This is a genomic window from Microbacterium sp. Marseille-Q6965 (assembly GCF_946151065.1).
Taxonomy (GTDB): domain Bacteria; phylum Actinomycetota; class Actinomycetes; order Actinomycetales; family Microbacteriaceae; genus Microbacterium.
In genome coordinates, this window is sequence record NZ_CAMGZA010000001.1 from 576240 (window position 1) to 598101 (window position 21862).

At 71.1% G+C, this 21862-nt stretch carries 24 protein-coding genes and 1 riboswitch; of the genes, 11 read left to right on the forward strand and 13 right to left on the reverse strand.

The genetic code is table 11. The features are described from left to right. Positions 1 to 115 precede the first annotated feature (115 nt). Positions 116 to 208: riboswitch (glycine riboswitch) on the reverse strand. A gap of 138 nt (positions 209 to 346) precedes the next feature. Continuing rightward, positions 347 to 1126, forward strand: a complete 780-nt coding sequence (locus tag N8N77_RS02800; protein ID WP_261164467.1) for an IclR family transcriptional regulator — start codon at positions 347 to 349, stop codon at positions 1124 to 1126. Positions 1127 to 1133: 7 nt separating this feature from the next. Here the strand turns inward: N8N77_RS02800 and N8N77_RS02805 are convergent, their stop codons facing one another. From N8N77_RS02805 to N8N77_RS02815, 3 genes are read right to left on the reverse strand one after another with little or no spacing between them, the layout of a single operon-like run. Further along, positions 1134 to 2048: a hydroxymethylglutaryl-CoA lyase gene (locus N8N77_RS02805; RefSeq protein ID WP_261164469.1), complete on the reverse strand. Its 915-nt coding sequence runs from the start codon at positions 2046 to 2048 to the stop codon at positions 1134 to 1136. Next, positions 2045 to 3262: a CaiB/BaiF CoA-transferase family protein gene (locus tag N8N77_RS02810; RefSeq protein ID WP_261164470.1), complete on the reverse strand. Its 1218-nt coding sequence runs from the start codon at positions 3260 to 3262 to the stop codon at positions 2045 to 2047. Before N8N77_RS02810 ends, N8N77_RS02805 begins: the two co-directional genes overlap by 4 nt. 11 nt (positions 3263 to 3273) lie before the next feature. Continuing rightward, positions 3274 to 4728, reverse strand: a complete 1455-nt coding sequence (locus tag N8N77_RS02815; RefSeq protein WP_261164472.1) for a GntP family permease — start codon at positions 4726 to 4728, stop codon at positions 3274 to 3276. Between the two features lie 194 nt (positions 4729 to 4922). On the opposite strand from N8N77_RS02815, the gene N8N77_RS02820 reads away from it, so the two are divergent. From N8N77_RS02820 to N8N77_RS02840, 5 genes are all read left to right on the forward strand, one after another. After that, positions 4923 to 5894, forward strand: a complete 972-nt coding sequence (locus tag N8N77_RS02820) for a methionine ABC transporter ATP-binding protein (RefSeq protein WP_261164475.1) — start codon at positions 4923 to 4925, stop codon at positions 5892 to 5894. Further along, positions 5891 to 6634 carry a methionine ABC transporter permease gene (locus N8N77_RS02825; RefSeq protein ID WP_261164477.1) on the forward strand — a complete coding sequence of 248 codons (744 nt, stop codon included), beginning with the start codon at positions 5891 to 5893 and terminating at the stop codon, positions 6632 to 6634. The genes N8N77_RS02820 and N8N77_RS02825 overlap by 4 nt, the downstream gene beginning before the upstream one ends. A gap of 32 nt (positions 6635 to 6666) precedes the next feature. Continuing rightward, complete coding sequence (locus tag N8N77_RS02830) at positions 6667 to 7479, forward strand: MetQ/NlpA family ABC transporter substrate-binding protein (protein WP_261164479.1); 813 nt, start codon at positions 6667 to 6669, stop codon at positions 7477 to 7479. 124 nt (positions 7480 to 7603) lie between these two features. Next, entirely contained in the window at positions 7604 to 8203 is a 600-nt protein-coding gene (locus N8N77_RS02835) for an NrtR DNA-binding winged helix domain-containing protein (protein ID WP_396652796.1), read from the forward strand. Continuing rightward, positions 8200 to 9087 carry a glycosyltransferase family 2 protein gene (locus N8N77_RS02840; RefSeq protein WP_261164481.1) on the forward strand — a complete coding sequence of 296 codons (888 nt, stop codon included), beginning with the start codon at positions 8200 to 8202 and terminating at the stop codon, positions 9085 to 9087. The genes N8N77_RS02835 and N8N77_RS02840 overlap by 4 nt, the downstream gene beginning before the upstream one ends. Here N8N77_RS02840 and N8N77_RS02845 read toward each other — a convergent pair whose 3' ends face one another. Beyond that, a complete protein-coding gene (locus N8N77_RS02845) occupies positions 9088 to 10986 on the reverse strand; it encodes an ABC transporter ATP-binding protein (RefSeq protein ID WP_261165596.1) in 1899 nt (632 codons plus the stop codon). Positions 10987 to 11187: 201 nt separating this feature from the next. On the opposite strand from N8N77_RS02845, the gene N8N77_RS02850 reads away from it, so the two are divergent. Continuing rightward, positions 11188 to 12666 carry a DHA2 family efflux MFS transporter permease subunit gene (locus N8N77_RS02850; protein WP_261164483.1) on the forward strand — a complete coding sequence of 493 codons (1479 nt, stop codon included), beginning with the start codon at positions 11188 to 11190 and terminating at the stop codon, positions 12664 to 12666. A gap of 33 nt (positions 12667 to 12699) precedes the next feature. On the opposite strand, the gene N8N77_RS02855 is transcribed toward N8N77_RS02850, so the two are convergent. Then, positions 12700 to 12864, reverse strand: a complete 165-nt coding sequence (locus N8N77_RS02855) for a hypothetical protein (RefSeq protein ID WP_261164485.1) — start codon at positions 12862 to 12864, stop codon at positions 12700 to 12702. A gap of 226 nt (positions 12865 to 13090) precedes the next feature. On the opposite strand from N8N77_RS02855, the gene N8N77_RS02860 reads away from it, so the two are divergent. Both N8N77_RS02860 and N8N77_RS02865 read left to right on the forward strand, forming a co-directional pair. Beyond that, positions 13091 to 13639: a type 1 glutamine amidotransferase domain-containing protein gene (locus N8N77_RS02860; protein ID WP_261164487.1), complete on the forward strand. Its 549-nt coding sequence runs from the start codon at positions 13091 to 13093 to the stop codon at positions 13637 to 13639. 160 nt (positions 13640 to 13799) lie between these two features. Continuing rightward, complete coding sequence (locus tag N8N77_RS02865) at positions 13800 to 14213, forward strand: pyridoxamine 5'-phosphate oxidase family protein (protein WP_261164489.1); 414 nt, start codon at positions 13800 to 13802, stop codon at positions 14211 to 14213. Between the two features lie 3 nt (positions 14214 to 14216). Here N8N77_RS02865 and N8N77_RS02870 read toward each other — a convergent pair whose 3' ends face one another. The 7 genes from N8N77_RS02870 to N8N77_RS02900 form a co-directional block, all read right to left on the reverse strand. Further along, positions 14217 to 14447, reverse strand: coding sequence for a hypothetical protein (locus N8N77_RS02870; protein WP_261164491.1), 231 nt, complete (start codon positions 14445 to 14447; stop codon positions 14217 to 14219). A 99-nt stretch (positions 14448 to 14546) separates the two neighbouring features. After that, positions 14547 to 15872: an MFS transporter gene (locus tag N8N77_RS02875; RefSeq protein ID WP_261164493.1), complete on the reverse strand. Its 1326-nt coding sequence runs from the start codon at positions 15870 to 15872 to the stop codon at positions 14547 to 14549. 210 nt (positions 15873 to 16082) lie between these two features. After that, a complete protein-coding gene (locus N8N77_RS02880) occupies positions 16083 to 16526 on the reverse strand; it encodes a YdeI/OmpD-associated family protein (RefSeq protein WP_261164494.1) in 444 nt (147 codons plus the stop codon). Positions 16527 to 16592: 66 nt separating this feature from the next. After that, positions 16593 to 17792, reverse strand: a complete 1200-nt coding sequence (locus N8N77_RS02885) for an amidohydrolase (protein WP_261164496.1) — start codon at positions 17790 to 17792, stop codon at positions 16593 to 16595. A 130-nt stretch (positions 17793 to 17922) separates the two neighbouring features. After that, entirely contained in the window at positions 17923 to 18825 is a 903-nt protein-coding gene (locus tag N8N77_RS02890) for a dihydrodipicolinate synthase family protein (RefSeq protein ID WP_261164498.1), read from the reverse strand. Between the two features lie 209 nt (positions 18826 to 19034). Continuing rightward, the gene (locus N8N77_RS02895; RefSeq protein ID WP_261164500.1) at positions 19035 to 19436 is read right to left on the reverse strand and encodes a hypothetical protein; all 402 of its coding nucleotides are present in this window, start codon (positions 19434 to 19436) and stop codon (positions 19035 to 19037) included. Positions 19437 to 19503: 67 nt separating this feature from the next. Next, complete coding sequence (locus N8N77_RS02900; protein ID WP_261164502.1) at positions 19504 to 19959, reverse strand: VOC family protein; 456 nt, start codon at positions 19957 to 19959, stop codon at positions 19504 to 19506. 101 nt (positions 19960 to 20060) lie between these two features. On the opposite strand from N8N77_RS02900, the gene N8N77_RS02905 reads away from it, so the two are divergent. Together N8N77_RS02905 and N8N77_RS02910 are read left to right on the forward strand one after the other, a co-directional pair. After that, positions 20061 to 21017, forward strand: a complete 957-nt coding sequence (locus tag N8N77_RS02905) for a YafY family protein (protein WP_261164503.1) — start codon at positions 20061 to 20063, stop codon at positions 21015 to 21017. Between the two features lie 61 nt (positions 21018 to 21078). Beyond that, positions 21079 to 21354: a hypothetical protein gene (locus N8N77_RS02910; protein WP_261164504.1), complete on the forward strand. Its 276-nt coding sequence runs from the start codon at positions 21079 to 21081 to the stop codon at positions 21352 to 21354. Positions 21355 to 21375: 21 nt separating this feature from the next. On the opposite strand, the gene N8N77_RS02915 is transcribed toward N8N77_RS02910, so the two are convergent. Continuing rightward, a complete protein-coding gene (locus tag N8N77_RS02915) occupies positions 21376 to 21837 on the reverse strand; it encodes an acetyltransferase (RefSeq protein ID WP_261164506.1) in 462 nt (153 codons plus the stop codon). Between the last annotated feature and the right edge of the window lie 25 nt (positions 21838 to 21862).

Sequence of the window (21862 nt, forward strand, 5' to 3'; positions counted from 1 at the left end):
GCACGCGCCGGTCGGCGGCGTGCGAACTCCCCCTCTGTCATCGGCCTGAGAGTTTCGACGGGCGCGCCCGTCTTTCACCGTCGGCGGGAGCATGGGCTCCGCTTTCCAGAGTGGCCCGGCCTGCGCGGTACGCGTACCTGAGAGATTGGCGGGGAGGCTTGCTCCTTCGGTGCCCGGTGCATGACCGGAGCTCTCCCGCGACAGGTCGTGGGGCCCGTGTTCGGTTGTGGCTCCATGCTAGCGGCACGAAGGTTTCGAGGAGATGACGCCGGGCCGCACACCGCCGCGGGGGCGCTGCGCGGGCCGGCGCGGTCGCGGAAGGGTCGCCGCGCGGCAGGATGGGACCATGACGACCCCGGAGCCGCGCGGTCAGCACCTGCTCGTGCTGACGAAGATCACCGCCATCCTCGACGCCTTCGGTCTCGCCGAGCCGGAGCTCACGCTGGCGCAGATCCGCGAGCGGACGGGCCTTCCCGCCTCGACCGCTCAGCGGCTCGTGGCGAACCTCGTCGACCAGGGCTTCCTGGACCGCACGGCCGGCGGCTACCGCGTCGGCGTGCGCATGTCGTACTGGGCCGCTCCCGCGACGCAGGGCATCGACGCCATCGAGATCATGCGTCCCGTGCTCACCGAGATGCGCGACGAGATCGGCGAGACGGTCGGGGTGTTCCGCGAGTCGCAGGGTCACCGCGTGTGCGTGGCGCTCGCGGAGACCCGCGAGATCGTCCGGCGCGCGATGCGCGTCGGCCAGGTGATGCCGCTGCACGCCGGCTCGGCGGGGCGCGTGCTGCTGGCCTTCACGCCCGGCCTCGTGGACGAGGCGCTGCGGCGGGGACTCGAGCCGCTGACGAGCGACACCATCACCGATCCCGACGAGCTCCTGCGGGTCGTGCGGGAGACGCTCGACCAGGGTTACGCCATGACGACGGGCGAGCGACAGTCCGGTTCCAGCGGGCTGTCGGCCCCCATCTTCACGGCGCAGGGCGACCTCTTCGGCGCCCTCACGATCATGGGTCCCACGGCCCGCATGGGCCGGGAGGTGCTGGAGGACTGGGTGCCCTACCTGCTCGAGCACGCGGAGCGGCTCACCCGCACCATGGGAGGCCGCCACCCCGACGAGCGCTGAGGCGGCCTCAGTCGGGGATCACCCACTCGAACGCCTTCGCCGTCGACCGCGCACCGGCGGCCGAGCGCGACGTGCTGCGCTCCCCGAGCGCGCTGGTCACCCGCTCCCCCAGCGCGACGATGTCGCCGAAGCGCTCGGGGGTGAGCCAGTCGGGCTTCAGGGCGAACAGGATGTCCTCGGTCGAGGTGTTGCCGGCCGCGCCGGGGGCGAACGGGCAGCCGCCGAGCCCGCCGAGCGCGCCGTCGACCATCGTGGCTCCCGCGTCGATCGCCGCCAGCGTGTTCGCCACGCCCAGTCCCCACGTGTCGTGGCCGTGATACACGACCCCGTGCCCGGGGCGTGCGGCGGCGGCGGCCGCGACGAGCTCCGACACCGTGCGCGGATCGGCCTGACCCAGCGTGTCGCAGATCACCGTGTCGGTGCAGCGCTCGGCGCGCGGGTCACGCACGAGCGCCAGCGTGCGCTCGGGGTCCACCGCGCCCTCGAACGGGCAGGTGAACGACGTGGCGAGGCACAGCTGCAGCTCCGCCCCGGCGGCGCCGGCGATGTCCAGCGCCTCCGGCAGCGCCGCCATGGACTGCTCCGTGGTGCGCCCGACGTTCGCCGTGTTGTGCGCGTCCGAGACCGAGAGGCAGTACTGCATGCGGGTGACGCCCGCGTCCACCGCCCGCTGCACGTTACGTGGCGTGGCCACCCACACCCAACAGCGCTCCCGTTCCTCCGGCGTGAGCTGAGCGACCACCTCGAGGGTGTTCGCCAGGGGTGGGACGAGATCGGGACGCGCCATCGATCCGACCTCGATGTCGCTGATGCCGGCCGCGAAGAGCTCACGGACGAGACGGACCTTCTCGTCCGTCGGCATCATGCCTCCCGTCAGCTGCAGGCCGTCGCGCAGCGTCACGTCCCGCAACCGCACGGTCATCGCGCCACCCCCGCCACGCGCTCGGCCTCTCGCTCCGACTCCAGCCACGCCAGCACCTCGTCCGTGTGCTCGCCGAGGTCCGGTCCCAGGTGAGCGATCTCCACCGGTCCGTCGCCGAGCACCGGCGTGACGCCGGGAAAGTCGACATCGGGGATCACCTCGTCGCCCGTGGAGACGTCGAACGACTGGAGCATGCGACGCGAGCGCAGTTGCTCGTCGGCGACGAGGTCCTCGGCGGTGTAGATCGGTCCGGCCGGCACGCCCGCCGCCTCGAGGACCTCGAGCGCCTGCGCGGCCGGACGCTGCGCGCACCACCGTCCGATCGCGTCGTCGAGCTCGTCGCGCGCCTCCCAGCGCCCGGCGTTGCTGCGCAGGTCGGGTCGTTCGGCCAGGTCCTCGCGCCCGATGGCCCGCATGTACCGGGCGAAGATGCCGTCGCCGTTGCCGGCGATCACGACCGACTTGCCGTCGCCGCAGGTGTATGCGTTCGACGGGGCGATGCCCTGCATCCGGCCGCCCGTGCGCGTGCGCAGGTCGCCGAACGCCGAATAGTCGGGCACGAGCGATTCCATCACCGAGAACATCGCCTCGTTCAGCGCCACGTCGACGGTGCGCCTCGCGATGCCCCCGTCACGGCCGCGCTGGCGCGCGAAGAGCATCATGCACGCACCGAACGCCGCCTGCATTCCGGCGATGGAGTCGCCGATGGAGACGCCCACGCGCACGGGCGGACGATCCGGGTCGCCCACGAGCTCGCGGAAGCCGCCGTACGCCTCGGCGACGGCGGCGAAGCCGGGGCGCGACGACATCGGGCCGGTCTGCCCGAACGCCGAGATCCGGACCAGGACGAGGTCGGGGTTCGCCTGCTCGAGCACGTCGGGCCCGATCCCCCACTTCTCGAGCGTCCCGGGCCGGAAGTTCTCGAGCACGATGTCGCTGCGGCGCACGAGTTCCAGCACGGCCTCGCGCCCGTCCTCGGAGCGCAGGTCGAGCACGACGGACTTCTTGTTGCGGTTGATCGTGCGGTACAGCATGGACGTCGTGCCGCGGTGGAGCCGCCAGTTGCGCAGCTCGTCGCCCGTGCCGGGGCGTTCGATCTTGATGACCTCCGCGCCGAAGTCGGCGAGCATGCGGCCCGCGGTGGGTGCGGCGATGTAGTTGCCGAGCTCGACGACGCGGACGCCGGCGAGAGGCAGGTCGGTGCGATCGGTCATGATCCGTCCTTCTAGATGAAGATGCCGAGGATGAGCGTGAAGACGAGGGCGTAGACGCTCGCGACGGAGACGCCGATGGAACACGTCTTGAACGTGCCGGCGGTCGTCTGGCCGAGCATCGACTGCAGCAGCCAGAACGTGTTCGACGTCACGTGCACGAGGAACAGCGACCCGGCCCCGGCCGCCAGCGCGATGAGCACGGGGTTGAGGCCGATCTGGCCTGCGATCGGGGCGAGGATACCGGCGGCCGTGATGGCCGAGATCGAGACCGACCCGACCGCGACGTGCAGCACGGCCGCCACGGCCCACACCACGATGAGCGGCGCCACCGTCGAGGCGGTGAAGTACCGGCCGAGCAGGTCGCCCATGCCCGACGTGCCCACGATGGCGGCAAGCGATCCCCCGGCGCCGGTGAGCAGCAGGATCTGGCCCGACTCACGGAAACCGGTGGCCAGCCCCTTCTCCACCCGCTCGCCGCCGACCGTGTAGCGGGCGACCACGCTCGTGCCGAGCAGACCGATGAGCAGCGCGATCACCGGCGCGGAAAGGAACTCCACGACGGGGTGCACGACGCCGGCCATCTCGAGCAGGGCTCCGCCCGCGATGAGGACGAGCGACAACAGCATGGGCGCGAACAGGAGGACGAGCGGGGCCTCGCCGTCCCGCTGGCGCCGCACGCCGGCTCGCGGCAGCATGCCGACCTTGGTGAGCTGGCTGACCCCGCCGGTGCTCGTGGCGATCGGGAGGGGGCGGCTGCCGTTGGCCGAGGCCGGCTCTGCGCCCGCCTCGGCGAGCGCCTCGTCCTGCCCGTCGTCGTCGCGGGGCTGCTCGTCCTTCTCGGGCTTCCAGAAGCCGCGGTCGAAGAGCACGTTCATCGTGAAGATGGCCGCGAGGATCGTCGGGACGATGACGAGCAGGCCGCACAGCAGCATGATGCCGAGCGGCACCTTGAGCAGCCCGGCGAGCGAGACGGCCGCCACGCCGGGCACCATGAGCACGATGCCGCACTCCAGGCCGATGGCCATCGCGGCGGAGAGCTTGCCGACGCCGTTGCGGCCGAGACGCGGCGCGATGCGCTTGGCGAGGGGCGCGCTCATGACGAGCAGCACGTCGAGGAAGATCGACTGCAGGGCGGTGCCGAGCGTGACGCCGAAGGCGTACGGCACGCCGCGCTTGCCGAACGCGCGGAACAGCACGGCCACGAGCCGCTGGATCGCGCCCATCTCGTTCAGCAGCGCGCCCATCAGCACGCCCCAGCCGATGAGCAGGCCGACCTCGAAGAGGATGTCGCCGAAGCCGTGCATGACGGTGTCGATGGTGTCGGTCACGCCCAGCCCCGACATCAGGCCGAGGCCCGCGGCGCCGAGTACGAGCGCGACCACGGGGTTCACGCGGAGTTTCACGATCAGGAGCACGACCGCGAGGATCGCGACGGCCGTCACGGTGAGGATCTGCCAATCAGCCATGTCTCTCGTCCTTGAGATGAGGGTGCGTTTCGCCCCATCCTACATACCGGGTTGGCACCCGCAATACGGGTCGTTCTTGTCACAGAAGGTCACAGCGGTCCGGCCCACGCGGTGCATCCGTGAGAATGGAGGACGGACGACACCACGGCGGTGCGGGGACGCCGCCGGCGTCGTCGCGCCGCCTGAACAGGCACATGATCACCATCTCCCACCTCGTCAAGAGCTACGGCCCCACGCGCGCGCTCGATGACGTCTCGCTGACCGTCGAGCGCGGCGAGATCTTCGGCGTGGTCGGCACCTCCGGCGCCGGCAAGTCCACGCTCATCCGCGCCGTGAACGGCCTCGAGAGGCCCGATTCGGGTACGGTTCAGGTCGACGGCACCCCCATCACCGGCCTCAGCGGCGCCTCCCTGCGCGCGGCGCGGCACGGGATCGGCATGATCTTCCAGCACTTCAACCTGCTCTCGCGCCGCACGGTGGCCGGCAACGTCTCGCTCGCGCTCGAGGCGCAGGGGCTGGGCCGGGCCGCGCGCCGGGCGCGCGTCGCCGAGATCCTCGATCTCGTGGGCCTGGCCGACCGCGCCGGCCACTACCCGGCGCAGCTGTCGGGCGGTCAGAAGCAGCGCGTGGGCATCGCGCGCGCACTGGCGACGAACCCGAAGGTGCTGCTCAGCGATGAGGCCACCAGCGCGCTCGACCCCGAGACCACCGCGAGCATCCTCGCCCTGCTGCAGCGACTCAACCGCGAGCTGGGGCTGACGATCCTGCTCATCACGCACGAGATGGACGTCGTGAAGCAGATCTGCACGTCGGCGGCTCTCATGCAGCGCGGCCGCATCGTCGAGTCCGGCCAGCTGCGAGAGCTCCTGCGCACGCCCGGGTCGGTCATCGCGCGGCAGCTGTTCCCGCTCGGAGAGGCCCCCGTCACGCCCGGTTCGACGGTGCTGGACCTGACCTTCACCGAGCTCACCGCCCATGATCCGGTGATCGCGCGGCTCGCACGCGAACAGGGACTGGACATCGGTCTGCTGGGCGCGGCGATCGAGACGATCGGCGGCGTGCAGTCGGGGCGCACCCGCCTCGAGCTGCCCCAGGGCGCCGACGTGGCACGGGCGATCGCCTTGCTGCGCGACCAGGGCATCGTCGTCGAGGAGGTCGCCGCGTGATCGATGTGACATCGCCGGACTTCTGGCCCACGCTGTTCGCCAACCTCTGGAAGGCGACGCTCGAGACGCTCTACATGGTCGGCGCGACGATGGTGGTCACCTTCGTGCTCGGTCTCGTGCTGGGAGTGCTTCTCGTGACCACCGATCGTGGCGGCGTGCTCGAGCGGCCCTTCGGCAGCCGCGCACTCGGCCGGACCATCAACCTCGTGCTCTCGGTCGTCGTGAACATCACGCGCTCGATCCCGTTCCTCATCCTGATGATCGCGCTGATTCCGTTCACGTTCCTGCTGCTGGGGACGTCTTTCGGCTCGACGGCGGCCATCGTGCCGCTGTCGATCTCCGCCATCCCGTTCTTCGCGCGGCTGGCCGAGATCGCGCTGCGCGAGGTGCCGGATGGCCGCATCGAGGCGGCCGAGGCGCTGGGCTGCACCCGCTGGCAGATCCTGACCAAGGTGCTCGTTCCCGAGTCGCTGCCGGCGATGATCCGCGGCTTCGCCACGACCGTCGTCTCGATCATCAACTTCTCGGCGATCGCCGGCACCATCGGCGCCGGCGGGCTCGGCGACCTCGCCGTGCGCTACGGCCACCAGCGCTACAGCACCGAGTACATCATCTGCGTCGTCATCGTGCTCGTCGTGCTCGTGCAGGGGCTGCAGACGCTCGGCGAGTGGCTCGCCAAGCGCCTCGACCACGAGCGCTCCGCCGGTCGCGCCGCCGTCGCGGCGCAGGCCGCGTCCTGATCCTCCGTTCCCGCCCACCGAAAGGCACCACCATGTCCCGATTCATCCGTTCCGCGGGCGCCGTCGCCGGCGTCGCCGCACTCGCCCTGGGCCTGACGGCCTGCGGCGGATCCTCCGAGGCCGAGGGAGAGGGCCTCGGCAGCATCTCGGTCGGCGCGACCGCCGTGCCTGCCGGCGAGCTGCTGCAGTTCGTCGCCGACGAGCTGGCTCCCGCCGAGGGCCTCACGATCGAGATCCAGGAGTACAGCGACTACAACACGCCGAACCCGGCGCTGTCGCAGGGCGCGAACGATGCCAACCTGTTCCAGCACGGGCCGTTCCTCGACCTCTACAACGAGGACGCCGGTGACGACCTCGTCAACGTCGGTCCCGTCTACCTGCCGCCGCTGGCGCTGTACTCGGAGACCTTCGAGTCGCTCGAGGACCTTCCCGAAGGGGCCACGATCGCGCTGCCGAATGACGCGTCGAACGAGTCGCGCGCGCTCCTGCTGCTCGCCTCGGCCGGCCTGATCGAGACCACCGATGCGCCGACGACGATCAGCGACATCACGGCGAACCCGAAGGGCTTCGAGTTCAGCGAGATCGACGCCGCCACCCTGCCCGCCGCGCTGCAGCAGATGGACGCTGCGGTGGTCAACTTCAACTTCGCCTCGGCAGCCGGCATCTCCAGCGACCTGCAGCTGCTGAGCGAGGGCCAGGACAGCGCGTACTTCAACATCCTCGCCACCCGCCCGGAGCTGCAGGACGACCCGCGGGTCGAGAAGCTCTACGAGCTGCTCACCTCGGACGAGACGAAGGAGTGGATCGAGGAGACCTACGACGGTCTCGTCATCCCGGCGGAGTGATCCCGGGCCGTCCGGTCCGATTCGCCGACGCGGATACCCTCGTATCGTGAGTGAGGGTATCCGCGTCGCCGTCTCGACCGTGATCTTCTCGCTGCGGTCGCGTCCCGACGCCCCCGATGCGCTCATGCTGCCGCTCGTGCGGCGCACGCGCGGCCCGTTCCTCAACCACTGGGCGGTTCCGGGCGGCTGGCTGCGCGAGGACGAGGGCCTCGACGACGCCGCCGCGCGCACGCTCGACGAGACCACCGGCCTCAGCGCGAGCTACCTCGAGCAGCTGTACGCGTTCGGCGAGGTCGACCGCTCCCCCACGCGCGTCGTCTCGATCGCGTACTGGGCCCTGCTGCGCCAGGACCTCGTGGATGCCCAGCTGTCCACGCGCCCGGCGCCCGAGAACGTCGCCTGGTTCGATGTGGACGACCTCCCGACGCTCGCGTTCGACCACGACCGGATCATCGCCTACGCCCTCTGGCGGCTGCGCAACAAGGTGGCGTACAGCCGCATCGCGGCGGGTCTGCTGCCCGACGAGTTCACGCTGAGCGAGCTGCGCGAGGTGTACGAGGCCGTGCTGGGGCGCCGGCTCGACCCGTCCAACTTCCGCCGCCTCATCGAGGGCTCGGAGGCGCTCGTGCCCACCGAGTCGTTCCGGACCGGCAAGCACCGCCCCGCACGCCTGTTCCGCTACAACGCCGAGGTGGCACTGGCCGAGACCGGTCCCCCGACGTGAGCCCGGTCGTCACCGTCATCGTGGCGGGCTGGAACGTCGCCCGGTACGCGGAGGAGGCGCTGACGTCGCTGCACGCCCAGACGCGCGAGGACTGGCGGGCGATCCTCGTCGACGACGGTTCGGACGACGGCACGGGCACCGTCTTCGACCGCTTCGCGGCGTGGGATACGCGCTTCACGGCCGTGCACCACACCTCGCGGCGCGGCTTGGGCGCGGCGCGCAACAGCGGCCTGGAACTCGTCGACACCCCGTACGTGGGCTTTCTGGACGCCGACGACGTCATGGAGCCCCGCGCCCTGGCCCTGCTGGTGGGATCGCTGGAGAACAGCGGCAGCGACCTCGCGGTGGGCGCCTACCGACGGCTGCGGCCAGGCACCGAGGGCTACCTCCTCGGCGACGTACAGCCCTGGGTCGCCGCGTCGACGGCCCCGTCGCGCCGCCGCGTCACGCTCGAGCAGCATCCGGAGGTGGTCAACAACATCGTCGCGTGGTCGAAGGTGTCTCGATCGCAGATGTGGGGCGACGTGCGGTTCCCCGCGGGCCTGTACGAAGACCAGCTGATTGCCCAGGAGTTGTACACGAGCGCGCGGTGGATCGACACCGTCGCGGATCCCGTCGTCCAGTGGCGCGTGCGTGCCGACGGATCGTCGATCACGCAGGGCGAGGCACGCATCGACGTTCTGCGCGCCGTCCTGGCCGCGATGCGGACCGGGCTCGAGGTGCTTCGCCGTCGCGGCCCGCAGGCGGCCGTGCTCGCGCGTGCCCGCACGATCCTCACCATGGATGTGCCCCGCCTCGGCGGGCATGCGCTCGACCATCCCGACCCCGCGTACGCGGCCGAGCTGGAGGACTTCCGCCGCGAGGTGGCCTTGCTGCTGCCCTGATCAGGCCCGGCGGCCGTCGATCTCCTCCTCGGCCTCCAGCACCCGCGTGGAGGCGAGCTGCTCGGCGGCGAGCTCGGCGTAGAGACCGCCCCGCGCGAGCAGCTCCGAGTGCGTGCCGGATTCGACGATCCGGCCGCCCTCGACCACGTGGATGACGTCGGCGTCGATGACGGTGGACAGGCGGTGCGCGATCGACAGCGTGGTGCGGCCGCGGGCGGCGGCCTCGAGCGCCTCCTGCACGATCCGCTCCGACACCGTGTCGAGCGCGCTCGTGGCCTCGTCGAGCAGGAGCACGGGCGGGTCCTTCAGCAGCACGCGCGCGATGGCGATGCGCTGCTTCTCGCCGCCCGAGAGGCGGTAGCCGCGCTCGCCCACCACCGTGTCGTAGCCTCGCTCGAATCCGGCGATGACGTGGTGGATGTTGGCCTGGCGGCACGCCTGCTCGATCTCGTCGTCCGTGGCGTCAGGTTTCGCGTACCTCAGGTTCTCGCGGATCGTCGCATGGAAGAGGTAGGTCTCCTGCGACACGATGCCGACGTGGTCGATGATCGACTCCTGGCGCAGCGTGCGCACGTCGGCCCCCGCGAACAGCACCGAGCCGGAGGACGCCTCGTACAGCCGCGGCGTCAGGTACAGCACGGTCGTCTTGCCGGCGCCGCTGGGGCCGACGAACGCGACCTGCTGGCCGGGCTCCGCCGTGAAGCTGACGCCGTCGAGCGTGGGTCGCGAGTCGCCGGCGGCGTCGGGGTAGCGGAACGTGACGTCCCGGAACTCGATCCGCCCCAGCGGACCGGGCGCCTGCGCCACCGAGATCGCGCCGGGGGCGTCGGTGATGGCGGGCTGCAGGTCGAGGTACTCGAAGATGCGGGCGAACAGCGCGGCCGAGGTCTGCACATCGAGGGCGACGCGCATGAGGCTCGTGAGCGGCTGCAGCAGCCGCGCCTGCACGGTGGTGAACGCCACGACCGCGCCGGCGGTGATCGCCCCCGGGTCGCCGAGCATGATCACGCCCGCGACGAGGTAGATGACAGCCGGCACCGACGCCATGAGCACGTGCACGACCGCGAAGAAACCCTGACCGCTCATCGCCTGCCGCACCTGCAGCCGGATCTGGTTGGCGTTCTCGGTGGCGTACCGCGCCGATTCCGAACGCTGTCGATTGAACGACTTCGACAGCAGGATGCCCGACACGCTCAGCGTCTCCTGCGTGATCGCCGTCAGCTCCGACAGCGACTGCTGCGTCTCCGAGGCGATCCGAGCACGCACCTGACCCACTCGCCGCTGCACGATCACCAGCGGCGGCAGGATGACGAGCGCGATGAGCGTGAGGCGCCAGTCGATGAGGAGCATGGCCACGAGCGAGGCGATCACCGTGACGGTGTTGCCGAGGATGCTCGTGAACGTGCTGGTGAGCACGCCCGAGACGCCGCCCACGTCGTTCTGCAGGCGAGACTGGATGACGCCCGTCTTCGTACGGGTGAAGAAGCCGAGCTCCATCGACTGCAGGTGCTCGAACATGCGCACCCGGAGGTCGCCCGTCACCCGGTTGCCCACGTTGGAGGTGAACCACGTCTGCACCACCCCGACCATGGCGCTCAGCACGTACAGGCCGATGATGAGCGCCACGAGCCGGCCGAGCAGGTCCATCTGCACGCCGCCCTGCGGCGGGAAGAGCGCCTCGTCGAACACGCGCTCGATGATCAGCGGCGGGACGACCCCGAGAGCCGCTCCCACCACCACGAGCAGCGCCGTGACGGCGATGCGGCCGCGATACGGCGCGAACAGCGCCACCACCCGCCGGCCCAGGTCGGGCACCTTCGGCGCCTCGGCATTCTGCCGGCGCAGCGCCGCCTCGTCGACCCCGCGCATGCCGCGCGCGCCGCCCATGCCTCGTCCCATGCTCACCCGCTCAGACTAGGGCCGGCGTGCGACGCCGTCGCTGAGTGCGACGGGGCCACCGAGTTGACGAGCACGTGAAATGTTCGCACAACGGGAATCGGGCGGATCGAGTCACCGTTAGGGTTGATCGTCGCCCGCGAGAGGACGAGTCTGGGATCCTCTGGCCCGGGGCGACTTGTCTTCTTCAGCACGGAGTACTCCTTGACGACTGATACCGGAACCGTTCGCGCCGTTCAGGCGCCCGACACCATCGACCCGCGCGGGATGCGGGTGATCTGGCTGCTGCTCGTCGCCGCCTTCGTCGCGATCCTCAACGAGACGACGATGGGCATCGCCATCCCCCACCTGAACGAGGACCTGGGCCTGCCGCCCGAGCTCGGCCAGTGGATGACGAGCGCCTTCATGCTCACCATGGCCGTCGTCATCCCCACGACGGGCTTCATGCTCGTGCGCTTCACCACGCGCCAGGTGTTCCTCGCGGCGATGATCTCGTTCACGCTCGGCACGCTCATCTGCCTCGTCACGCCGGGCTTCACCGTGCTCCTCATCGGTCGCGTCGTGCAGGCAGCCGGCACCGGCGTGATGATGCCGCTGCTCATGACCACGATGATGAACGTCGTGCCGCCGCACTCCCGCGGCCGCATGATGGGCCGCGTCGGCCTCGTCATCTCGTTGGCGCCCGCCATCGGCCCCACCCTGTCGGGCGCGGTGCTCGAGACCCTCAGCTGGCGCTGGTTGTTCGCCATCGTGCTGCCGATCGCGATCATCGCCCTGGCGCTGGGCGCCAAGTGGATGCTCAACCTCGGCGAGACCACGCACGCGCCCATCGACGTGCTGTCGATCGTCCTGTCGGCGCTCGCCTTCGGCGGCATCGTCTTCGGCCTCAGCCAGTTCGGCGGCCACGGCGAGAGCGCGGCCGGTTCGGCGGCGATCGGCTGGGTCGTCATGGCGGTCGGCGCCGCGGCGCTGGCCGTGTTCGTGTGGCGTCAGCTGGTGCTGCAGCGCAAGGACGACGCGCTGCTCGACCTGAGGGTCTTCACGTCGCGCAACTTCGTGGTCGCCGTCGTGGTGATGGCCGTCGTCGCGTTCTCGATGTTCGGCACGTTCTCGCTGCTGCCGCTGTACCTGCAGAACGTGGCGGGGCTGGACTCGCTGCAGGCAGGCCTGGTGCTCCTGCCCGGCTCACTGCTGATGGGTCTGCTCGGCCCCCTCATGGGCCGGATCTACGACGCGCGGGGCCCGAAGACGCTGCTCGTCCCGGGCACCATCGCGATCGCCGTCGTGATGTTCGTGTACTCGACGCTCGGGGCCCACACGCCCGTGTGGGTGCTCATCGCGGTGCAGACGGCGATGTCGCTCGGTCTGGCGGCGTCCTTCACGCCGCTCTTCTCCGCGTCTCTCGGTTCGCTCGAGCGCCGGTTCTACTCGCACGGGTCCGCCGCGCTGAACACGCTGCAGCAGGTGGCCGGCGCCACCGGCACCGCGCTGCTCATCTCGATCTACTCCACGGCGCTGCACGCCGGTGAGGCCGAGGGGCTGGACGCGGCCACCGCGGGCGCGCCGGGGGCCCGCGGGGCGTTCCTCGTGGCGGCGATCGTCGCGATCGTGGCCGTGGCGCTGTCGTTCCTCATCCGCAAGCCTGCGGATCAGGAGGGGCCGGCCGCACCCGCCGGGCACTGATCCCATCCGCAGATCCCCGGGGGCCGACTCTCGTCAGCCCTCGGGGATTTCGCATACCCCGTTCGCACACACGCCGGCGCCGCGGGAGCCGCCGAGCAGGGTGAGGGGCGCCGGAAGGACGGGCGTCTCGGGAGCCGTGTGGCGCCGCGCCGCGTAGGTCGCGTCGTCGTCGGCGCCGTGCTGGTGCTCGAATGCCATCGCGCCAGGCTAGGCCAGTCGGCGCGGCACTCAGCCCCCACACGCGCCACTCAACGCCGGGAGCGGACGCTGGCACTCATCGTGGCGCCCACACCGCCGCCTCGGCGACGGCTGTTCGGCGGGCGCGAACTAGCGACGGTCGTGGGCGCACGCAACCCCCGTGACGCCGCGACGCCTCCTCCGTAACGTCGCCGGTGACCCCATAACGACGATACGAGGAGGCACCATGGCCGAACTCACCGGTAAGCGCGTCGCGTTCCTGCTGACCGACGGATACGAGGACAGCGAGCTGACCAGCCCGTGGGAGGCCGTCACCGAGAACGGCGCCGAGGCGGTGCTCGTCTCCCCCGCCGACGGCGAGATCAGCGGGAAGAACGGACACTCGCAGGCGGTCGATCTGCCCGTCTCACAGGCATCGAGCGCCGACTTCGACGCCCTCGTGCTGCCCGGCGGCGTCGTGAACGCCGACCACCTGCGCATGGACGGCGCCTCGGTGGAGTTCGCACGATCCTTCTTCACCGAGCACAAGCCCGTGTCGGTCATCTGCCACGGCGCGTGGATCCTCGTGGAGGCCGACGTCGTGCGCGACCGCACGATCACCAGCTACCCCAGCCTGCGCACCGACCTGCAGAACGCCGGTGCGAACTGGGTCGACGAGGAGGTCGTCGTCGACGCGGGTCTGGTCTCGAGCCGCACCCCCGATGATCTGCCTGCGTTCTGCGCCAAGACGGTCGAGGAGATCGCCGAGGGCAAGCACGCCGAGCAGCACGCCTGATGTGTCAACGACGGCCGCCGACTCCCCGTGAATCGGCGGCCGTCGTCGCGCGTGCTGGCGTATCGTCGGCCACGAGCCCCGGCGCGTCCGGGCTCGCACACCCACCAGCGAGAGCACGAGCGGGCAGTGAGGGATGTGGTCCGCGGCGAAGGAGGCGCAGATGATCATCACACTGAGCGAGCAGGCGAGCCTCGACCTGCTGTCGGTCGCGTCGGTCGGCCGGTTCGGCTTCCTGCACGACGACCAGATCCAGATCATTCCCGTCAACTACCAGCTGCACGGGAGCGACATCGTCGTGCGCACGACCGCAGACGGTGTCCTCAGCACGCTGCCCCATGCCGACGGTCCCGTGTCGTTCCAGGTGGATCACCAGGACGGCAACCGCGGCGTGGGCTGGAGCGTGCTCATGCACGGCTCGGTGGAGGCGATGGACCCCGACCAGGTGTCGGCCATCGAGGATCCGACGCGTGTCATCCCGTGGGCCGGCGGCACGCGAGAGCTGCACCTGCGCTTCCGACCGGCGAGCGTCTCGGGCCGGCGCGTGCGCCGCGAGCGCGACGACGCCGGCGACTGACCCTCAGTCCGTGGGCGACTGGCGCATCACGTCGAGGTGACGGCGCGCCGCCTCGACGACCTCACCAAGACCGCGGGCCTCGCTGTCGTCGAGGCGCGCCTCCCCCATCGCGCCGGAGGACGCGTAGCGATGCACCAGCTCGACGAGGTCGAGCGTGAACTGCGCGCGTTCGGTCTCGTCCATGGCCTTGAGCTGCTGTTCGATGTCTGCCGCGAGCATGGTGTCCAGTGCCATGCCGCGACGCTACGCCCGTGGCACCGGGCGACGCCAGGGCTTGCAATCCGCCGCCGGGGTCGGTACCGGCCGCGCGTCTCGGCGCGGCCGGCACCGGAGTCAGGGGCGCGCGCCCGGAGCGATGGGCAGATCCGTGCCGCGCAGCGAGGCGTTCGCCGTCTCGCGTACGAAGATGAGGGCGATCAGTCCCACCGCGCAGGCGGCCATCATCGAGAAAGCGGGGATGAGCAGGTTGCCCGTCGCCTCGATGAGAGCCTCATTGAACAGCGGCGCCGTGCCGCCGAACAGGGCGGTGGAGACGTTGTAGGTGATCGCGAACCCGGCGTAACGCACCTGCGTGGGGAACATCGCCGGGAACGTCGCCGAGATGGTGCCGAGCTGCAGCACGTACAGCGCCCCGAGGGCGGCGAAGCCGATGAGCGCCCCGAGGAAGCCCGTTCCGATCAGCAAGTACAGCGGCACGGCCGCGACGAACAGGCCGGCCATCGAGATGGCCCACACCGGCTTGCGCCCGATGCGGTCGGACAGCGTGCCGGCGAACGGGATGAGCACCATCATGAGCAGCTCCCCGACGAGGATGAGCCCGAGCGCCGCGTCGGCGTCCATCCCCAGCTGAGCTTCGAGATACGTGGGCGAGTAGCTGATGAGCGTGTAGTTGGCCACGTTCAGCGCGATCACGAGCCCGCCCATGGCGAGCAGCGGGCGCCAGTAGTGCAGGAGGTCACGGAACGTCGCCGCCGCGCTGTGCTCCTGCTCGTCGTTGTCGCTCAGCTCCTGGAAGACGGGGGTCTCCTCGAGCCGGCTGCGCAGGTAGAGGCCGACCAGCCCCAGCGGGCCGGCGATGAGGAACGGAATGCGCCATCCCCAGTCGTACATGGCGGCCTCGCCGAGCACGATCTGCAGGAGCAGCACGAGCGCCGTGCCGAGCACGAAGCCCAGCAGGGTGCCGAACTCCAGGAAGCTGCCGAAGAAGCCGCGCTGCCGGTCGGGCGAGTATTCGGCCATGAACGTCGCCGCGCCGCCGTACTCCCCTCCCGTCGAGAAGCCCTGCACCATCCGAAGGAAGATGAGCAGCGCCGGCGCCCACCAGCCGATCGCGTCGTACGTGGGAAGGATGCCGATCGCGAAGGTGCCGGCGGCCATCAGCAGGATCGTCAGCGAGAGGATGCGCTTGCGGCCGAGCCGGTCGCCGAGGGGTCCCCAGACGAGGCCACCGAGTGGGCGGACGAGGAACGAGATGGCGAACGTCGCGAGGGCCCACACCGTGCCGCCGGGGAAGAAGTTCGCCGTGATGTACGCCACGGAGACCGAGTAGATCCCGTAGTCGAACCACTCCGTGGCGTTTCCGACGCCGGATGCGGCGATCGCCTTCCGGATCGTCCGGCGTCCGGCGATCGTGCCGGTGTCGGGAGCGTCGTGACTCATTCGCGTCCTTCCGTAGATCGGCGGTCGTGCCCGCCGGCTTCGCGTCGCGTCGCGGGAGTGCACCGGGCACGACGACCATCAACGGCGGCCCACGATACGTCGCGCCCCGCGACCGCCGCATCCGGTTGACACCGCGGGCGACAACCGGCAGGGCGGCGGTGCCCGAGGGGGCGACGCGCCGGCGCGAAGACGCGGTGGCGTGTCGTCGTCTCAGCCGCGGAGCTCGTCCAGCGCCTTCTGCACGCGGCGCTCGCGCGTCGCGTCCTGCTTGGCGTCGGCCACGGACCGGGCCAACTCCTTCCGACGGGAGTACGACAGCGCATCGAAGCGCCGCTGCAGGTCCGCGTCGGCGGCGAGCGCGGTGCGCAGCGCGTCCGGCACGTCCACGGTGCGCTCGGCCGTGTCGAGCTCGATGACGACCTCCACGGCGTCGCCGATCTCGACGTCCAGCTCCGCACGCGCGGCCTTGCTCAGACCGATGAGGTTGTCGACGCCCATCCTCGCGAGGCGCAGGCGGGCCGTGCGGTCGCCGATGGTGACGACGACCGGCGCGTTCCTCGCCCCGCCGAGGTGCGCGACCTGCTGGTCGGTGAGGATGATGGCGGCAGCCGGGCCGTAGGCTTCCAGCACGGTCGAGAAGGTGAGTGTCGTCATGCCGCCGACGCTACGCAGGTGCTCGTCGCACGTTCAAGCGTCTTGAGCGACGTGACAGCGAGTCCCTCAGGCCGCGTGGCGGGGCGCGACGCTCTCGGTGCGCGCGGCGCGGTCGTACTCGTAGACGGTGCGCCCGTCGATCAGGACGCGCGCGGGCCGCGCCATGACGTCGAGCGGCTCGCCGTTCCACACCACGAGGTCCGCACGCTTACCCGGCTCGATCGATCCGACCTCCGCATCCACGCCGAGCACACGCGCCGGATTGATCGTGATCGCCTCGATCGCCGTGCGCTCGTCGAGCCCTTCGCGCACGGCGAGCGACGCCTGGTGCACGAGGAAGTTGATGGGGATGACCGGGTGGTCGGTGATGATCGAGATCTCGACACCCGCCTGGGCGAGCTTGCCGGGGTTCGCGATCGAGCGGCCACGCAGCTCCATCTTCGACTTCGTCGTGAAGAGCGGACCGATGAGCACGGGCACGCCCCGTTCGGCGAGGTAGTCGGCTACGACATGCGCCTCGGTGCCGTGGTCGATCACGAGCCGGTAGCCGAACTCGTCGGCCAGCCGCACGGCCGTGACGATGTCGTCGGCCCGGTGGGCGTGCTGGCGCCACGGGATCTCGCCGCGCAGTACCGCGGCGAGCGCCTCGTGCGTGAGGTCGACCTCGGCGGGCTTGCCCTCCTCCGCGGCCTCGTGCTTGCGCATGTAGTTCTGGGCGGCGACGAACGCCTCGCGGATGATCTTGGCGTTGCCGAGGCGCGTGGAGGGCGTCTGCTTCTTCTCGCCGTAGACACGCTTCGGGTTCTCGCCGAGGGCGGACTTCACGCCGGCGGGCGCGCGCAGCACCATGCGGTCGACGATCCGCCCGTGGGTGCGCAGCACGGTGGCCTGGCCGCCGATCGGGTTGCCCGAACCGGGGTTCACGCCCACGGTGGTCACGCCGCCGGCGAGGGCGACGTCGAAGCCCTCGTCGAACGGATCGATCGCATCGATGGTGCGCACGGCCGCCTGGTTCGGGCCGGTCATCTCGTTCGTGTCGCTCGCGCCGGGGCCATCGCCCTCCGGGTGCACGCCGAGGTGCACGTGCGCGTCGACGAGCCCCGGCGTGACGGTCGCGCCACTCAGGTCGAGCACCTCCGCGCCCTCGGGGACCGCGACGTCCGCCCCCGCCGCGGCGATACGACCATCGTCACCCACCACGATCGTGCCGTCGTAGGGCTCCCCCACCACGGGGATCACGTGCGCGTTCGTCAGGGCAAGGGTCATCGGATTCCTCCATCGACAGCGAGTGCGGGCGGGCAGCGAGTTTCGGGCCGCGGCGGCGACGCGCCGCGCCTGAGCGCCCCCGCCCATCCTGTCACCCGCGCCGCGGGCATCCCCGCCGCGTGGCCGCGCGTCAGCGCAGCCCGAGAGCGTCGGCGACTCGGATGACCTCCGCGAGATCCTCCCCGGACAGCCCACGGATCGGCAACGGAAGGCACCCGGGCGGCACGAGCCCCCGGTGCTCGGCGATCGCGGCGATCACCCGGAGGCTGCCGCCGTGCCTGCCGAACAGCTCCCACAGCGGCGCGAGCCGGTCGGACTCGGCGCGCGCCGCCTCCGCGTCGTCGCCCGCCGCGGCGTCGGAGATGCGCAGCGCCGCCTCGGGCAGGGTGCCGGCGATGACCGAGTACCAGGCGTCGCATCCGGCGAGCAGGCCGCCCGCGGCGGACGCGTCGCCCGAGACCCCGACCGTCACGTGCGGCGGGAGCACGGCCCGGATCGTCGCCACGTGCGCCCGCGCCGCGAACGGCTCCGTCGGCACGCCGGGGATCTTGATCGACGCGATCCCGGGCAGCTGCGCGATGCGCCCGTACAGCTCGTTCGTGAAGGTGAACCGAGTGGTGCTGGGATTGTCGTAGACGATGACGGGCAGCGTCGTGCGCTCGGAGACGGCGCGGAACAGCTCGAACACGTCGTCGTCCGTGAGGGGCAGGTACGTCATCGGCGCAAGCAACACGCCCGCCGCTCCGGCGTCCTCCGCCGCGGCGACGTTGCGCAGCACGTGCGAGGTCCGCAGCGCTCCGACGCCCACGAACACCGGCTTGTCCCCCGCCCGCTCCACGGCGATCCGTGCCGCGCGGGAACGCTCGTCCGTGTCGAGGTACGCGTACGCCCCGGTGGAGCCGAGCGCCGTGATGGAATCGACGTCGGATGCCGCGAGGCGCTCCACGAGCCCCGCGAAGGCGACCTCGTCCACGCGGTCGTCGCGCAACGGTGTGAGCGGGAACGCGCTGAGGCCGCGGAAGGGTCCGGTCATCCCCTCATCCTCCCGCACCCGTCGCGGATGCGCTCAGCCCGGGAGCCTCCACGTTCGCTCAGCGGAGCGAGGCGATCACCTGCGTTGCCGCCCGCGCCGATCCGTCGCTCGAGCGGCTCACCCCGACCCGGCGTCGTGGGTGCTGCCGGGTCACGGCGCCCCCTGGCGCGGGGCGTCCGCCGCCGCCGTGCGCCAGACCTGATCCGCCTTCAGCGCTTCCGGCGCCGGCGCACATCGCGGACGATGAGCACGACCGCGCCCGGCCCGAAGAATCCGAGAGCGAGGATGCCGGCGGGCAGCGCCATGCCGCCGCCGGGCTCGAGCAGGGGCGCGGCGGCAAGGTGCCCGACGATCAGCAGCAGCCCCGTCACGGCGAAGCAGATCGATCCGGCGATGCCCACCCAGGCGGGTAGCCCGGCCCCTGGCCGCACCGCCTGCGCGAACCCGACGAGCGCGCAGCCCCCGAACAGGACGACCGACATCAGGCCCAACAAGGTGTCGCCGCCGACCATCAGCAGGGCGCCCATGCCGACGAAGGCCAGCCCGATGACGGTCAGCAGGATCCCCTGCCGCCGCTCCCCGCGAAGGTTGTCATCCTGCGCGCCACTCACGCCGCGAGGCTACAGCGTCGAGCGAGGCAGGAGCCCCGAGGCGCGCTCGGAGCTCCTGGCCGTCGCGTCAGGCGGCGCGACTCGAGGCGACGTCGACGCTCCAGGTGACGCCGAACGCGTCGGTCAGCATGCCGAAGCCCGCGCTCCACTCCGACGCCGCGAGCGGCTCGATGATCGTCGCGCCGTCCGCGAGCTTGTCCCAGTACCCGCGCGCCTCGTCGAGCGAGTCGGCGCGCACGGACAGGAAGAAGGGGGCCTCCGTGTGGGTCATCCCGTGCTCGCGGGTGGTGCGGCCGGCGAAGGGCTCCGAGCGGCCGGGGATGTCGTACGCCATCACGCGGAAGCCGTTGTCGGCCTGCACCGAGCCGAAGACGACCTTGCCGGCGTCGGGAGCGTCCTGCGGCATGCCGAGCTCGCCGTAGGTGGTGACGTGGATGTGCCCGCCGAAGACGCCCTGATAGAAGGTGAGCGCCTCGCGCGCCGTGCCGGGCAGGTTGAGGTGGGTGGTGGTGGAAAGGGACATGTGTGTCGCTCCTCGTGATCGGTCCGGCGCGTCTCGCCGTCCTCGCGATCATCGCGAAGGTAGAGGACAGCGGAAGTCCTCTACTGCGAGAGACTGGGGTCATGGAGACCACCGCCCGCATGCTCACGCTGCTGTCGCTGCTCCAGGTGCCGCGCGACTGGCCGGGCCGGACGCTAGCCGACCGGCTGGGCGTCACGACGCGAACGGTGCGGCGGGACGTGGACCGGCTGCGCGAACTCGGCTACCGGATCCACGCGCTGAAGGGGCCGGACGGTGGCTACCGGCTGCAGGCCGGCGCCGAACTGCCGCCGCTGCGCTTCGACGACGAGCAGGCCGTCGCCATCGCGATCGCGCTGCGCAGCGCCGCGGCGACCGGTGTCGGCATCGAGGAAGCCGCGCAGCGTGCCCTCGCCACCGTGCAGCAGGTCATGCCGTCGCACCTGCGGCACCGCATCGACGGCGTCCGCTTCGAGGACAACGCACCCCCGCCGTCGGTTGCCGCCGAGGTGCTCGAAGCGGTGAGCGAGGCCGTGCGGCGCGGCATGACCCTGCGCTTCGATTACGGCGAAGCGGACGGACCGCCGCGCCGCACCGAGCCGCACGGACTCGTCGCCCAGGGCGGACGCTGGTACCTGGTCGCGTGGGACCTCGACCGGGAGGACTGGCGCATCTTCCGTCTGGATTGCCTCGCGCCGCGCCGCCCCATCGGACCCGCGTTCGCGTCGCGTCCGGTGCCGACGGGCGATCCGCGATCGTTCGTGTCCGCGCGCTTCAAGGGCGCGACGAACGCTGATGCGTGGCCGTGCGTGGGGACCGTGGAGATCGATCTGCCGGCGCGGCACGTAACCCCCTGGATCCACGACGGCGAGGTCGAGCCGATCGGTCCCGGCAGCACCCGCGTGAGGACCGGATCCTGGTCGTGGACGGGCCTGCTGGCCTCGATCCTGCGCTTCGACGCCGCCTTCCGCATCGTCGGCCCCGAGGAGCTCATCGTCGCGGCCCAGCGGATGGAGCGCCGCGTGCGCGAGGCCTCGCTGCCGGCGAGCGAGAGCCGCTGAGCACGCGCACCCCGCGGTTGCATGCGTGTGCGCGGCGGTAGCGGCCGATAGGGTCGGGACCATGGCGAATGAGAAGCGCCCGGCACGGATGATCCCGGCCAAGGACGTGCTCGAGGGTCGCTGGACGGGCGACGGGTACCCGTTCCGCTATGTGGTCGTCTGGCACAGCAAGGAACTCGTGGCGCGGTACCGGAACCAGATGATGGATACCGTGCTGTCGGCCGTCGAGGTGCTGGAGGGTCGGGGCTGGGAACTCGTCAGCGTCGATGAGGCGGTGAGTCTCGCCTGTCTGCGGCGGATCACCCCCGGGGCGCGGCCGCCGCTCCCGCAGCGCTGAGGCCTCGGACGCTCTGCACGGTCATCCGTCGGCGCGACCGGTGAGACGCATGTGCAACAGGGGGTACGGCCAGCCTTCGCCGTCCACGGCGCTCCTGCCCGTCACGGCGAAGCCTGCATGGGCATAGAAGCCCACCGCCTGCTCGTTCTGTTCGTTGACGTCCACGGCGTTCACGCCGTTCTCCGCGATGACGTGCTTCAGCAGCATCCGACCGATTCCCGCGCCGCGGCTCTGCGCGTGGACGAACAGCATCTCGAGCTTGCCCTCGTCCGTGCCGGCGAACCCCACCGGCGCCCCGTCACGCTCGGCGACCACCAGGCTCACGTGGGGCAGGTAGTCCTTCGCCAGGCGCCGCTCGATCGCCGCGAAGTGCTCCTTGGCGAGGAAATCATGGGTGGCGATGACGGCGCTTCGCCAGATCTCCACGAGCGCGGGGTACTCCTCTTCGCCGCGTGAGTGCCGGATCAGCACTTCGTCCTTCACTTGCACGATGCTACGAGGCGCACGA

What these genes read in the sequence shown, in the direction of transcription:
- N8N77_RS02845 (WP_261165596.1), bottom strand. Translation starts at nt 10,986, where the DNA reads ATGGGACGAGGCATGGGCGGCGCGCGCGGCATGCGCGGGGTCGACGAG.
- N8N77_RS02860 (WP_261164487.1), top strand. Translation starts at nt 13,091, where the DNA reads ATGGCCGAACTCACCGGTAAGCGCGTCGCGTTCCTGCTGACCGACGGA.
- N8N77_RS02835 (WP_396652796.1), top strand. Translation starts at nt 7,604, where the DNA reads ATGCTGCCGCTCGTGCGGCGCACGCGCGGCCCGTTCCTCAACCACTGG.
- N8N77_RS02810 (WP_261164470.1), bottom strand. Translation starts at nt 3,262, where the DNA reads ATGACCGATCGCACCGACCTGCCTCTCGCCGGCGTCCGCGTCGTCGAG.
- N8N77_RS02855 (WP_261164485.1), bottom strand. Translation starts at nt 12,864, where the DNA reads ATGGCATTCGAGCACCAGCACGGCGCCGACGACGACGCGACCTACGCG.
- N8N77_RS02805 (WP_261164469.1), bottom strand. Translation starts at nt 2,048, where the DNA reads ATGACCGTGCGGTTGCGGGACGTGACGCTGCGCGACGGCCTGCAGCTG.
- N8N77_RS02910 (WP_261164504.1), top strand. Translation starts at nt 21,079, where the DNA reads ATGGCGAATGAGAAGCGCCCGGCACGGATGATCCCGGCCAAGGACGTG.
- N8N77_RS02880 (WP_261164494.1), bottom strand. Translation starts at nt 16,526, where the DNA reads ATGACGACACTCACCTTCTCGACCGTGCTGGAAGCCTACGGCCCGGCT.
- N8N77_RS02905 (WP_261164503.1), top strand. Translation starts at nt 20,061, where the DNA reads ATGGAGACCACCGCCCGCATGCTCACGCTGCTGTCGCTGCTCCAGGTG.
- N8N77_RS02890 (WP_261164498.1), bottom strand. Translation starts at nt 18,825, where the DNA reads ATGACCGGACCCTTCCGCGGCCTCAGCGCGTTCCCGCTCACACCGTTG.
- N8N77_RS02875 (WP_261164493.1), bottom strand. Translation starts at nt 15,872, where the DNA reads ATGAGTCACGACGCTCCCGACACCGGCACGATCGCCGGACGCCGGACG.
- N8N77_RS02885 (WP_261164496.1), bottom strand. Translation starts at nt 17,792, where the DNA reads ATGACCCTTGCCCTGACGAACGCGCACGTGATCCCCGTGGTGGGGGAG.
- N8N77_RS02900 (WP_261164502.1), bottom strand. Translation starts at nt 19,959, where the DNA reads ATGTCCCTTTCCACCACCACCCACCTCAACCTGCCCGGCACGGCGCGC.
- N8N77_RS02865 (WP_261164489.1), top strand. Translation starts at nt 13,800, where the DNA reads ATGATCATCACACTGAGCGAGCAGGCGAGCCTCGACCTGCTGTCGGTC.
- N8N77_RS02830 (WP_261164479.1), top strand. Translation starts at nt 6,667, where the DNA reads ATGTCCCGATTCATCCGTTCCGCGGGCGCCGTCGCCGGCGTCGCCGCA.
- N8N77_RS02870 (WP_261164491.1), bottom strand. Translation starts at nt 14,447, where the DNA reads ATGGCACTGGACACCATGCTCGCGGCAGACATCGAACAGCAGCTCAAG.
- N8N77_RS02800 (WP_261164467.1), top strand. Translation starts at nt 347, where the DNA reads ATGACGACCCCGGAGCCGCGCGGTCAGCACCTGCTCGTGCTGACGAAG.
- N8N77_RS02820 (WP_261164475.1), top strand. Translation starts at nt 4,923, where the DNA reads ATGATCACCATCTCCCACCTCGTCAAGAGCTACGGCCCCACGCGCGCG.
- N8N77_RS02815 (WP_261164472.1), bottom strand. Translation starts at nt 4,728, where the DNA reads ATGGCTGATTGGCAGATCCTCACCGTGACGGCCGTCGCGATCCTCGCG.